The sequence below is a fragment of the Geodermatophilus chilensis genome, from assembly GCF_002802985.1.
GTDB lineage: Bacteria > Actinomycetota > Actinomycetes > Mycobacteriales > Geodermatophilaceae > Geodermatophilus > Geodermatophilus chilensis.
The window spans coordinates 1-11,507 of the sequence record NZ_NVPT01000159.1 but is presented as its reverse complement, the minus strand read 5'-3'; the positions used below and the strand labels follow the sequence as shown (position 1 = coordinate 11,507).

Sequence of the window (11,507 nt, the reverse complement as noted above, 5' to 3'; positions counted from 1 at the left end):
TTAAGGCAACTTAGTAGTATTAGAGCATGTAGAACTATATGGATGAACGCAATGTGTATTGATTTAGTGAGTAGAGCGGTAACAGCGACAGACGACGCGTAAGGGGGCGACGGGGAGGTCAGAGGTGTAGAGGGGACGGGGGGGAGGGACGGGGGGTCAGCGGGTGCCGGGCAGCGAGACCTCGGTGAGCCGGCCGATCGGGACGTCGACGCCGTCGACGACCGCGCTGGGCTCGTCGCCGGCGATCTTCACCGAGCCGACGGTGCCGGTGACGGTGGCGCCGGCCTCGTCGGTGTAGCTCACCGTGTGCCCCACGAGGGCGCCGGCGGAGAGCGAGCGCTGCAGCGCCACCAGGGAGGCGTTCTGCGCGGCGATCTGCTCGAGCTTCTCCACCTGGGTGAACGTCGCGGTCTGCGACATGAACTCGGTCGTGCTCGCCGGGCTGTTCGGGTCCTGGTAGCGCATCTGGGCGACGAGCAGCTGCAGGAACACGTCCTTGCCCATCTGGTCGGTGCGGGTCACCGTGCTGGTGGCGGGCGCGGTGGCGGCGCCGCCCACCCCGGTAACGGGACTGGTCATCGGTCGCTCCTCTCAGACCCGGACGTCCAGGCCGGACGACGGGATGGCGGTGGTCCCGGGGGCGGGGCGGCCCGGGTCGGCGTCGGCGCCGCGCAGCCACGACCGGCCGCGGCCGTCGGGCTGCCCCTGCTGGCCGGCCCGGTCACCGGCGGCGTGCTGCTGGGCCGAGGCCCACGCCCCTCCGGCGTCCCGGTCGACCGAGGCGTTGGTGCAGGTCAGTCCGGCGCTGGCCAGGTCGCGGCGCAGGTCGGGCAGGGCCTCGAGCAGCGCGGCGCGGCCGGCCTCGGTGGCGCTCTTCAGCGCGAGGTCGACCGAGCCGGAGCTCACGGTCACCTGGACCTCGACCGGCCCGAGCGTCTCGGGCGTGAGCACCACGGTCATGGTGTGCGTGCCGTCCGGGCCCTGGCGCAGGACGGCGACGTGCTGGGCGACCTGACCGGCGACCGGTGGTGCCGGCGCCGCCGGCTCCGCGGTCGCGACCGGCGTCGCGGCCGGGACGGCGGATGCCGGGGCCGCAGTGGTCGCCGCAGCGGCCGGCGCCGGAGCCGGTGCGGGAGCGGGGGCGGGGGCCTCCTCGTCGGGGGCCGAGCCGGTGTCGGCGCCCGCGCCCTCGGCCGGGACCGGTGTGCCGGCCGGCTGGGGGAGCGGGACGGCCCGGTCCGGGGCCACGAGCTCCGGCGCCGCCGGGGTCGGCGCGTCCGCACCGGCGAGCACGACGGTGAGCCCGGGGAGCGGGTCGGCCGCGGCGGTCGCCGGCACGGAGTTGCCGGGCAGGACGGCGTCGGCCACCGGAGCGTCCGGGGCCAGGACCGCACCGGCCGGCAGGTCGGTCGTGCCGGGCGCGGGGACGCCGGCGGGCGGCACCGCCGCGGGGACGCCGTCCGGTCCCGCAGCCGGCGCGGTCGTGGGAGCGGCGGCGGCGACGGCCTGCGCCACGGTGACGACCGCGGAGCCGGTGGCCGCGTGGGCGACGGCGTTGGCCGGTCCGGGAGCGCCGGTGCCGATGCCCGTGAACAGCGCCCACAGGCCCGGCGGCAGGCCGGCGGGGGAGAGGGCGGGCTGCTCGGCGGCGGGCTGATCGCGGTCCGGGGCCTCGGGAGTCGGCTCGGCGGGGGTGCCGTCGTCCCCGGCGGCGCGGTCCCGGCCGCGGGGGCCGTCCTGCCCGCGCGACACCGCGTCGTCGAGGGCGTTGTCCAGAGCGCTGGCGAAGCGCTCGGCCCGGCGGGGTACGTCGGTCGCGGCGGGGCCCGTGGCGGCCCGGGCGGGTGCCGGCACGGCCGTTCCCAGGGGCGTCGTCATCGGAGGGCCGCTGCCTTGCTCATCACGTTGCGCACGTAGTCCTGGGTCTCGGAGTAGGGCGGGATGCCGCCGTAGCGGCGGACGGTGCCGGGCCCGGCGTTGTAGGCGGCCAGGCCCAGCTCGGTGGAACCGAACTGGCGGGTCAGGTCGGCGAGGTAGCGGGCCGCGCCGTCGACGGCAGAGGCGGGGTCGAACGGGTCGACGCCCAGGCCCCGGGCGGTGGCGGGCATGAATTGCATGAGGCCCTGCGCGCCGGCCGGGGAGACCGCCGAGGCGTCGAAGCCGGACTCCTGCTGCGCCACCGCGGCGAGCAGCGCCGGGTCCACGCCGTGCCGGCTGCCGGCCCGGGTGAACAGGTCGGCGTACGGGACGCCCGACAGCGACGCGGCGGACGGCGTCCCCGCGACCGCGGACGCCGACTCGGCCGGCAGCACGCGGCGGATGACCGACGGGTTGCCGACGTCCTGGACCTTGACGACCTCGCCGGCCTGCGGGGCGGCGATCATCTTGCCGTCGCCCACGTAGATGCCGACGTGGTCGATCCCGGGCCGGTTGGGGGAGTAGTCGAAGAAGACCAGGTCGCCGGGGCGGGCGTCGGCCAGCGAGGCGACCGCGGTGCCGGCGGTGGCCTGCTGCGAGGAGGTGCGCGGCAGCTCGATGCCGAGGTTGCCGTACACGAGCTGGGTGAAGCCGGAGCAGTCCAGGCCCTTGGCCGGATCGGTGCCGCCCCACAGGTACGGGACGCCGAGGTACTTGCGCGCCTCGGCGACGACGGCGCCCTCGGACGCGCTGCCGGCGGTGCCGGTGCCCGTCGCGGAGGTGGCGCTCGTGCCGGTGAGCCCGGCGGCGGTGGCGGCCGCGGTCCAGTCGGCGGAGACCGCCGGGCGCGGCGCGACGAGGAAGCGGGCCTGGATCTCGCTGATCCGGGACTGCACGGCGGTCAGTCCCTCCATGCCGCCTCCCCGTCGGTGCGGGTGCGGCGGCCGGAGCGGCCGGTGACGAGGTCGTCCACGGTCCTCTCCTCGGCAGCCTGCTCGGCCAGTCGCACCGTCCGGAGGTGTCGTTCTCGCAGCCGCTCGAGGCCCTTGGTGCGCTGCGCGGCCGCCGTCCACGCCGCGCGGACCAGCTCGGCCTGCTCGGCCGAGGCGGTCGCGAGCGCCCGGGCCGCGGCGGCGTCCTCGGCGACGAGCCGGGCCATCGCCATCCGCGCGCGGAAGGCGAGGGGGTCGGTCGGGCCCGACGGCAGGGACGCCGAGACCGCGGCCTCGGCCTCGGTGGCGCGGCGGTCGGCGTCCGCGGCGGCACGCGCGGCCTCGGCCGCGGCCAGCGCGGCCGTCCGTTCCTCGGTGCGGCGCAGCTCGAGGACCGGCTGCAGCCGGAAGGCGGCCCGCTTCACCGGCGGGACGAGGTCACCGAGGACCGCCGGCGGAACCCCGCGAGCTGCGTCATGCCGACCTCACGATGCGGTTCAGCCAGGCCCACGAGTCCCCGGCCGGCGTCAGCTCGCCGGTGGGCTGCTGCAGGAACGCCTCGATGGCCGGCGCCAGCTGGCGGGCGCGGTCGACCAGCGGGTCGGTCCCGGCCTGGTAGACGCCGATCTCGATGAGCTCCTTGACGTCGCGCAGCGCGCCCATGAGCCGGCGCACCTCGCGGGCGTCGGCCATCTGCGCCGGCGGGACGACCGCGGTGGCCACCCGGGAGATCGACTCGAGCACGTCGATCGCCGGGAAGTGGCCGGCGGTCGCGAGCTTGCGGGTGAGCACCACGTGCCCGTCGAGGATGGAGCGCGCCGTGTCGGCGATCGGCTCGTTGTGGTCGTCGCCGTCCACCAGCACGGTGTAGAGGCCGGTGATCGAGCCGACCGACGCCGTCCCGGCCTTCTCCAGCAGCTTGGGCATCATCGCGAAGACGCTCGGCGGGTAGCCGCGGGTCGCCGGGGGCTCGCCCGCCGACAGGCCGACCTCACGCTGGGCCATCGCGGTGCGGGTGATCGAGTCCATCATCAGCAGCACGTCGCGGCCCTGGTCGCGGAAGCCCTCGGCGATGCGGGTGGCGACGAACGCCGCCTTCAGCCGCACCAGCGGCGGCTCGTCGGAGGTGGCGACGACGACGACGGTGCGCGCCATGCCCTCCTCCCCGAGGTTCTCCTCGAGGAACTCGCGCACCTCGCGGCCACGCTCGCCGATCAGACCGACGACCCGCACGTCGGCGTCGGTGCCACGGGTGATCTGGGCCAGCAGCGTCGACTTGCCCACGCCGGAGCCGGCGAAGATGCCCAGCCGCTGGCCCTTCCCGAGCGGCACCATGGTGTCCAGCACCCGGACGCCGGAGGTCAGCGGCTCCTCGACGCGGGTGCGCGCCAGGGCGTGCGGGGTCTCGCTGGCCAGGTCGACCCACTCGAGCGACTGGTCCAGCGGCGGGCCGCCGTCCACCGGCCGGCCGAGGCCGTCGAGCACCCGGCCCAGCAGCGCCTCGCCGACCGGCACCTGCAGCGGCATGCCCGTGGCGCGCACCCGCGCGCCGGCGTGCACGCCGGAGAGTTCGCCGAGCGGCATGCAGGTGAGCCGCTCCCGGGAGACGGCGACCACCTCCGCCAGGAGGCCGCCGCGCGGCGACGGGTTGATCTCCACCAGGTCGCCGACGGCGGCGACGACGCCCTCGACGGAGAGGGTCAGGCCCATCGCGCCGACGACCGAGCCGGTCACCTGCGGGCGGGCCGCCGCGCGGGCGCGGTCGAGCAGGCCGAGGGTCATGGGGTCAGCACCGCCCGCACCCGCTCCAGCGCGGCGCCCAGCTGGGCGTCGACGCGGGTGGCACCGGTCTCGGCGACCGCACCCGCCCGCTCGACGGCGAGGTCACCGACGACCCGCACCGTGTCCGGCAGCTCGGCCAGCGCCTCGGCGGGCAGCTCGGCGAGGTCGTCGGGGTGCAGCCGGACGACGGTCGGCGCGTCGGCCGGGCACAGCGTCAGCGCCCGGCGGACGGCGTCCACCACGGGGGAGTCGGCGAGCGCGAGCTCGCGGCACAGCATGTCCTCGACCAGGGTCAGCACGATGGTGATCACCGAGTCGCGGACGTCCTCGGCGACCGGCAGGGCGGCCTGCTCGAGCTGGGTGACCGCCGCGCCGAGCGCCGCGGTGGCCGAGACCATCCGCCGCTCCCAGCGCGCCTGCACCTCGGCCAGCCGCGCCTCGGCGGCCCGCTCGGCCTCGGCGACGACCGCGCCGGCGGCCTGGACGCCCTCGGCGTGGCCGGCGGCGTAGCCCTCCTGGCGGGCGTGCTCCCGCAGCCGGGCCAGCTCCTCGGCGTAGACGTCGCCGAGCCGGAACGACGCCCGGCCGGGCACCGGCATGTCGGCCGCCCGGCGGACCGTCGTCCGCCGCTCGCCGGTCGCCTGCGGCGGGACCGGCACCGCGCGGGTGTACGGCGCACGCGGTGCCGCCTGCGCGGCGGTGCCGCCGCGCAGCAGCGAGGACTCCCTCGCGGTGCGGCCGTCAGGCGACGAAATCGTCCTCACCGCCCCGCGAGATGGTCAGCACGCCCTGCTCCTCGAGGGTGCGGATGACACCGACGACCTTGGCCTGCGCCTCCTCGACCGTGCGGGTGCGGACCGGGCCGAGCAGCTCGATCTCCTCGGCGAGGTTCTCGGCGGCGCGCTCGGAGAGGTTCCGCACGACCTTGTCGCGGACGTCGGGGCGCACGCCCTTGAGCGCCGTGGCCAGGTCGTTGGCCTCCACCTCGCGCAGCACCAGCTGCAGCGAGCGGTCGTCGATCGTGACGATGTCCTCGAAGACGAACATCTGCGCGCGCACCTGCTCGGCCAGCTCCGGGTCGGTGCTGTCGAGCCACTCGAGGATCGAGCGCTCGGTCGGCCGCGGCGAACGGTTGATGATCTCGACGAGGGTCTCGACGCCGCCGACGGTGCTCATGTCCTGGTGGGCCAGCAGCGACCCCATCCGGCGGCCGAGCTCCTCCTCGACCAGGCGGACCATCTCCGGGGAGGTGCGGTCCATGGTCGCGATGCGGTGCGCGACGGCGGCCTGCTGCTCCGGGGCGAACCCGGAGAGCACCTCGGCCGACTGCGCCGCGGTCAGGTGGGCGAGCACCAGGGCGATGACCTGCGGGTGCTCGTCCTTGAGGAAGGTGACCAGCTGGCGGACGTCGGCGTTGCGCAGCGAGGCGAATGGCACCTCGGTGTAGACGACGTTGAGCCGGGACAGGATGCCGTCGGCCTTGTCCTCGCCGAGGCCGGCCGCGAGGATGTCGCGGGCGAACTCGACGCCGCCCCGCCCCACGAACCGCTGGGCGGTCATGAGGTGGTGGAACTCCTCGAGGACGCCGTCGACGTCGTCGGGCTCGACCGAGCCCAGCTTCATCAGCTCGCGGGTCACCATCTCGACCTCGCGCGGGCGCATCTTGGCCAGCAGCGCGCCGGCCTCCTCCTTGGACAGCTGGGCGATGAAGACCGCGGCCTTGCGCAGGCCCGGCATCTCCCGCCGCTCCCGCACCGCGGGGAGGACGGCGGTCGGCGCGGCCGCGGGGGCCATGCCGACCATCTGCTCGACGGATGCGAGCGTCACAGCTCCTCCTCGCCGGCGCCCGTCGGAACGGCGCCGCAGCCTGCTCTGTCCTCTGACGACCTCGGGGACTCGGTCACTTCACACCGCTCTCGCTCAGCCAGCCGCGCAGCATGGCGGCCACCTCGTCCGGCTTCTCACTGACCATCGCGGCGATCTCGCCGCGGACCCGGGCCCGCTCGGCGGCCTCCAGCTCCCGGGCGGCCTCGTCGACGACCGGTACGCCCCGCGTGCTCTCGATGCGGATCCGGTCGAGCTCGGCCAGCACGTCGTCGGCCAGCTCCAGGGCCTGGTAGTCCTCGTCCTCGTCGTCGTCCTGCCTGCGCCGCGAGCGCAGCCAGACGACCAGCACGAGCAGGGCGATGCCGAGGGCGATGCCGCCGGTCTTGATCAGCGACCACATCTGGGCCTGTTTCTCGGCCTCCTCGGCCGCCGCGAGCGCGTCGGCCGCGGCGTCGGCGGCCGTGGTGTCGAACGGCATGGCCGCGACGGTGATGTCGTCACCCCGCGCGACGTCGAGGCCGACGGCGTTGCCCACCAGCTGCTGGATCTGGGCCTGGTTGAGGTTGCCGGCGACGGCCTCGTCCATGACGACGGAGACGGTGAGCCGGTTGACCCGCCCGGGCGCGCCCTCGACGGTCTCGACGGTGGTGCCGACGGCGTTGTTCGCCGTCGTGGACTCCTTGTCGTACGTGGAGTCCCCGGCGCCGGCTCCGGCGTCGGCCTGGTTCTCCGGGCCGAGGATGCCGCCGACGGCGGCGCCGTTGCCGGTGTACTCCTCGGTCGTCGTGCTCTCCGAGATGGGCGGGGTGCCCTCCTCGTAGGTGTGCGTCTCCGAGGTGGTACTGCGCTGGTCGAGGTCCACGTCGGCCCGGACGGACACCGTGGCGCGGCCGGGGCCGAGGATCGGGGAGAGGACGGCCTCGGCGTTGGCGGCCAGCCGCTCCTCGTAGTCCTGCTCGAGCTGCGAACGGGCGTCGCCGGCGGCCGTGGTCACGCCCTGGCCGGGCGCCGAGAGGACCGCACCGGTGGCGTCGGCGACGGTGACCTGATCGGGGTCCATGCCCTCGATGCTCGAGGAGACCAGGTTGGTCACCGCCTGCACCTGGCCGCTGTCCAGCGAGGTGCCCGGTGCCAGGTCGAGCAGCACCGAGGCGGTGGGCTCGGCCTCGTCGGAGGCGAACACCTCCTCCTCGGGCAGGGCCACGTGGACGACGGCGGTGCGCACGCCCTCCAGCGACTCCAGGGTCGCCGACAGCTCGTCCTGCAGGGCCCGCTGGTAGGTGACCTGCTGCTGGAACTCGCTGGTGGTGATGCCCTGCTCGTCGAGCAGCGCGTACCCGGTGTCGTTGCCGGCGGGCAGGCCCTTGCCGCTCATCGACAGCCGCAGGTCGTAGACCTGCTCGTTCGGGACCATGATCGTCCCGCCGCCGTCGGCGAGCTCGTAGGAGACGCCGGCGGCGTTGAGCTCGTCGACGATCGCCGACGCGTCGGTCGAGGCCAGGTTCGAGAACAGCGGGGCGTAGGTGGGGGCCGTGATCCACCGGTAGAAGAAGAACCCGCCGAGGACCAGCCCGAGGCCGAGCAGGCCGATGACGACCTTCTGACCGAGGCTGATCGTGGAGAACGTGGAGCGGATCCGCTCCAGCGGCCCGGCGAGGGCAGCAGACATCAGACCGGCATCCTGAGGATCTCGTTGAAGGCCTCGACGGCCTTGTTCTTGATGGTCACGACCATGTCGGTGGCGAGCTTGGCCTCGTTGGCCGCGATCATGTAGTCGTGCACGTCACGCAGGTCGCCGGTGGCGGCCTGGACGGCGAGGCCGTCGGACGTCGCCTGCTTGGCCTGCAGCTCCTCCAGCGAGGACATCAGGACCGACGCGAAGCCGTTGTCGCCGGCCGCGGTGGTGGCGGCGACGTCGGGGGTGGCCGTCGTCCCGGCGACCCCGGCGAGGCCGGTGATCGCCGAGGGGAACGAGATGCCGCCGATGGGGGACGTCATGGTCAGCCCTTCCCGAGCTGGAGTGCGGCCTGGTAGGCGGTGGTGGCGCGCTCGACGACGGCGAGGTTCGCCTGGTAGCCGCGCTGCGCCATGATCAGCTGGGTCATCTGGTCGCCCAGGTCGATGTCCGGGTACCTCACGTAGCCGTTCGCGTCGGCCAGCGGGTGGTCCGGCTCGTGGACCATCCGGCCCTCCGCGCTGCCGTACTCGGCCCGGGCCACGCGGACCCCGCCCTCGCCGGAGCCGTAGTCGACGGCCTGCGCCACGATCAGCCGCTCCTGGAACGCGTCCTGGTCGGTCGAGGTGACGTTGTTGATGTTGGCGATGTTGTCCGAGACGGCGTCCAGCCACTTGCGGTGGACGAGCAGCCCGGAGCCGGAGATGCCCAGCGAGTCGAAGGTGCTCATGCCCTCTCCCCGCCGGCGCTCGTCGACGGCGTGCGCACGGTGGCTCCGTTCATCGATCCGCTCGCGAGCTCGCTCATGGTCAGGCGGTCCGCAGCGACGTGCGCAGGACGTTGTACTTGCCGTCGAGGGCGTTGAGCGCCAGCTGGTAGCGCAGCCCCGTCTCCGTGGCGATGACGGTCTCGGCGTCGAGGTTCACGTTGTTCCCGTCCATCCGGGTCGGCTCCAGGGAGCGGCGGACCGTGCCGGTCGTGGCGGTCGGCGTCCGGCCGCTGGAGAGTGCGCCGCGCAGGCCGGTCTCGAAGTCGACGCGGCCGGCCAGGAAGCCGGGCGTCTGCAGGTTTGCGATGTTGTCGGCGGTGACCCGCTGCCGCTGGGCGAGCCCGCTCAGGGCGGAGTGCAGGGCCGACGAGGTGACGTCGCCGATCACCGGGCGGTTCCTGGGGCAGGGCAGCGGGACACGATCGGCCTCCGGGTACGCAGGAGACACTCGCGAGCGAGTGAGTGGTTCGCCGATCCGTGGCGAGGGGTGTGCTTTCCGTGCTCTGCAGTCATCGGCACCGGCGGTGCGGCGCCTGACCGGCCGGGCCCACGGGAGTGGTGGCAGTACGCCGGTGGGGTGGACGTGCCGACTGTGACTCGCGGTGTGTGACGGCAGACGACGGGCCCGTGGCGCGACGCTCCGGCACCGCGTGCCGCACCCGCAACGCACGACGCCCCCCGGGGCGCCGGGTGCCGGCGCCACGGGGGGCGGGGGAGTGCTGCGGTGGGGCTAGAGGGCCCGGTCGATGTAGGAGGCGACCGGGCGGGGCGGGCCGTAGGACATCCGGGCGGCGACGTCGCGCTGCCGGCGGGACTGGATGATCCGCTCGACGAGCTCCTCGGCGACGGCGAGCTGGTGCTGCAGCAGGCGGGCGGCGCGCTCGCGGAGGTCCTCGGGGACCGGACCCAGCGACGACGGGGGCGGGACCCAGTCCTCGGCGCGGCGTCCCCAGGCGGCGATCTCGTCCTCGCGGTCGGACCGGAGGGTCGACTCGGCGGCGAGCACCTCACCCTCGAGCTCGTCGAGGACCGTGGCCCAGTCACGGGACGCGTCGCCGTCGCCGGCCGCCGCCGGGCGACCGGGGGTCATGCGGGGGAGGCGGCGAGCGTGGCGGCGGCCTGCCGCCACGCGTCGCGGAGCGGCTCGGCGATCTGCCGGCAGGCGGCGACGCGGTTGCGGTCGCGCTTGACGCCAGCCTGTACCAGCTCGGTGATCATCCAGCTGTAGAGCGCGGCCAGCCGCGGACCGCCCTCCCAGGCATCGACCCGCAGGCTCTCGCGGAGCTCGAAGACGATGTCCTGCGCGTGCTGGATCTGCGCGGTGGCCTCGGCGCGGTCGCCGCTGTCGAGGGCGATCTCGGCGCGCTCGAGGTCGAGCACCAGCCGGTCGTAGAGCATCACGAGGATCCGCTGCGGGGAGGCCGTCGCGACCGAGTCGCCGAGGTAGCGGGAGCGGAGGGAGGCGGTGCTCATCAGGCGGTCTCCTGGGGGAAGCGGGGAGGTACTGGGAGGATCGGCCGGGCGGGCGTCAGCTTGAGCTGGACAGCGAACCGAGCTGTCCGGCCAGCCACGAGGACTGGTTCTTGAGCGAGCTGAGCGCGGTCTCCATGGCGGTGAACTGCCGGGTCAGCGTCTCCCTGCGGGCGGCCAGGCGCAGGTCCCAGTCCGCGATCCGCGTCTCGAAGTCCTTGACCAGGGTGTCCCGGCCCTGCGCCAGCAGGGTCAGCGTGCCCGTGGTCGAGTTCGTCGTCCGCTTGGCCAGGGCCTCCAGGCGCTGGCTGATCCCCTCGACGGCCGGAGTGGACGGCGTCGTCGTGCTGTCGGCGGGCGCGCCGGCGAGCATCCGCTGCACCGTGTCGGGATCGGAGGAGAGCTTGGCGAGGAACGCCGTCTCGTCGAAGGTGACGGTGCCGCTGCGGGTCAGCTCGATGCCGATGGCGCCGGGGGAACCCGCCCCGCTCACCGCGCTGGACACGGTCTGCAGCAGCTGACTGGTCAGCGTGCGCAGCTCCAGGTCGCCCTTGAGCGCGGCGGTGCTGCCCTTGTCGGAGTTGCCGTGGGTCTTGATGGTGGCCAGTGCGGAGTTGACCGCGTCGACCAGCGTCTTGACCTTGGTGGCGATGGACTTCGGGTCCTCGCCCACCTCCACGACGGCGTTGGCGCCCTTCTGGCTGACGGTGACCGAGACGCCGGTCATCACCTCGGCGAAGGTGTTGGTGGCCGACTTGATCCTCGTGTCGTCGCCGAGGAGCAGCGCGGCGTCCGTCGCGAGCGAGACCTGGGAGAAGGGGGAGCCCGCCGTGGGCTCGACGGAGAAGTCGCCCTTCTTGCCGGAGGTGGCGCTGGTCAACTGGAGGCGGTACCCGCTGCCGGTGTTCACCGCGCTGGCGCGCAGACCGAGGTCCTCCTGGTCGTTGATGAAGGAGATGGCCTGCGCGAGGGTCGCTCCGGCGGGGGGCTCGACGGTCGTCGAGGTGCCGTCCGGCCGACTGATCGTCAGCGGCCACGGGGAGTCGGCGGTGGTGCCGTCGGAGTTGGTGGGGGAGCGGACGGGGTCGCCCGTCGACGTCCAGGTCGCACCGCTGAGGAAGCTGGCCGTGGAGGC

At 74.4% G+C, this 11,507-nt stretch carries 14 protein-coding genes; all 14 read right to left on the bottom strand.

Annotated elements, in window-relative coordinates; genetic code table 11:
* Positions 1-156: 156 nt before the first annotated feature.
* Positions 157-579 carry a flagellar hook capping FlgD N-terminal domain-containing protein gene (locus CNO22_RS21525; protein WP_100501295.1) on the bottom strand — a complete coding sequence of 141 codons (423 nt, stop codon included), beginning with the start codon at positions 577-579 and terminating at the stop codon, positions 157-159.
* 12 nt (positions 580-591) lie between these two features.
* Positions 592-1,854: a flagellar hook-length control protein FliK gene (locus tag CNO22_RS21520; protein WP_100501294.1), complete on the bottom strand. Its 1,263-nt coding sequence runs from the start codon at positions 1,852-1,854 to the stop codon at positions 592-594.
* A 20-nt stretch (positions 1,855-1,874) separates the two neighbouring features.
* The gene (locus tag CNO22_RS21515) at positions 1,875-2,831 is read right to left on the bottom strand and encodes a transglycosylase SLT domain-containing protein (RefSeq protein WP_100501293.1); all 957 of its coding nucleotides are present in this window, start codon (positions 2,829-2,831) and stop codon (positions 1,875-1,877) included.
* Positions 2,819-3,274, bottom strand: a complete 456-nt coding sequence (locus CNO22_RS21510) for a flagellar export protein FliJ (protein WP_100501292.1) — start codon at positions 3,272-3,274, stop codon at positions 2,819-2,821. Before CNO22_RS21510 ends, CNO22_RS21515 begins: the two co-directional genes overlap by 13 nt.
* 49 nt (positions 3,275-3,323) lie before the next feature.
* Positions 3,324-4,631 carry a FliI/YscN family ATPase gene (locus CNO22_RS21505; protein WP_100501291.1) on the bottom strand — a complete coding sequence of 436 codons (1,308 nt, stop codon included), beginning with the start codon at positions 4,629-4,631 and terminating at the stop codon, positions 3,324-3,326.
* Complete coding sequence (locus CNO22_RS21500; protein ID WP_232807238.1) at positions 4,628-5,395, bottom strand: FliH/SctL family protein; 768 nt, start codon at positions 5,393-5,395, stop codon at positions 4,628-4,630. The genes CNO22_RS21505 and CNO22_RS21500 overlap by 4 nt, the downstream gene beginning before the upstream one ends.
* Entirely contained in the window at positions 5,373-6,458 is a 1,086-nt protein-coding gene (gene fliG / locus CNO22_RS21495) for a flagellar motor switch protein FliG (RefSeq protein ID WP_198588496.1), read from the bottom strand. Before fliG ends, CNO22_RS21500 begins: the two co-directional genes overlap by 23 nt.
* 73 nt (positions 6,459-6,531) lie before the next feature.
* Entirely contained in the window at positions 6,532-8,127 is a 1,596-nt protein-coding gene (gene fliF, locus CNO22_RS21490) for a flagellar basal-body MS-ring/collar protein FliF (RefSeq protein WP_100501290.1), read from the bottom strand.
* Complete coding sequence (gene fliE / locus CNO22_RS21485; RefSeq protein WP_100501289.1) at positions 8,127-8,456, bottom strand: flagellar hook-basal body complex protein FliE; 330 nt, start codon at positions 8,454-8,456, stop codon at positions 8,127-8,129. The genes fliF and fliE overlap by 1 nt, the downstream gene beginning before the upstream one ends.
* 2 nt (positions 8,457-8,458) lie before the next feature.
* Positions 8,459-8,863, bottom strand: a complete 405-nt coding sequence (locus tag CNO22_RS21480; RefSeq protein ID WP_012947182.1) for a flagellar basal body rod protein FlgC — start codon at positions 8,861-8,863, stop codon at positions 8,459-8,461.
* Positions 8,864-8,942: 79 nt separating this feature from the next.
* Positions 8,943-9,290: a flagellar basal body rod protein FlgB gene (locus CNO22_RS21475; RefSeq protein WP_100501288.1), complete on the bottom strand. Its 348-nt coding sequence runs from the start codon at positions 9,288-9,290 to the stop codon at positions 8,943-8,945.
* A 342-nt stretch (positions 9,291-9,632) separates the two neighbouring features.
* Complete coding sequence (locus tag CNO22_RS21470) at positions 9,633-9,992, bottom strand: hypothetical protein (RefSeq protein ID WP_100501296.1); 360 nt, start codon at positions 9,990-9,992, stop codon at positions 9,633-9,635.
* Entirely contained in the window at positions 9,989-10,375 is a 387-nt protein-coding gene (gene fliS, locus CNO22_RS21465) for a flagellar export chaperone FliS (RefSeq protein WP_100501287.1), read from the bottom strand. Before fliS ends, CNO22_RS21470 begins: the two co-directional genes overlap by 4 nt.
* Positions 10,376-10,430: 55 nt before the next feature.
* On the bottom strand, positions 10,431-11,507 hold a 1,077-nt coding region (fliD, locus tag CNO22_RS21460), incomplete at its 5' end, for a flagellar filament capping protein FliD (RefSeq protein WP_100501286.1).

Coding starts and splice junctions, on each gene's coding strand:
- CNO22_RS21525 (WP_100501295.1), bottom strand. CDS start 579: ATGACCAGTCCCGTTACCGGGGTGGGCGGCGCCGCCACCGCGCCCGCC.
- CNO22_RS21505 (WP_100501291.1), bottom strand. CDS start 4,631: ATGACCCTCGGCCTGCTCGACCGCGCCCGCGCGGCGGCCCGCCCGCAG.
- fliF (WP_100501290.1), bottom strand. CDS start 8,127: ATGTCTGCTGCCCTCGCCGGGCCGCTGGAGCGGATCCGCTCCACGTTC.
- CNO22_RS21470 (WP_100501296.1), bottom strand. CDS start 9,992: ATGACCCCCGGTCGCCCGGCGGCGGCCGGCGACGGCGACGCGTCCCGT.
- CNO22_RS21515 (WP_100501293.1), bottom strand. CDS start 2,831: ATGGAGGGACTGACCGCCGTGCAGTCCCGGATCAGCGAGATCCAGGCC.
- fliS (WP_100501287.1), bottom strand. CDS start 10,375: ATGAGCACCGCCTCCCTCCGCTCCCGCTACCTCGGCGACTCGGTCGCG.
- CNO22_RS21480 (WP_012947182.1), bottom strand. CDS start 8,863: ATGAGCACCTTCGACTCGCTGGGCATCTCCGGCTCCGGGCTGCTCGTC.
- fliE (WP_100501289.1), bottom strand. CDS start 8,456: ATGACGTCCCCCATCGGCGGCATCTCGTTCCCCTCGGCGATCACCGGC.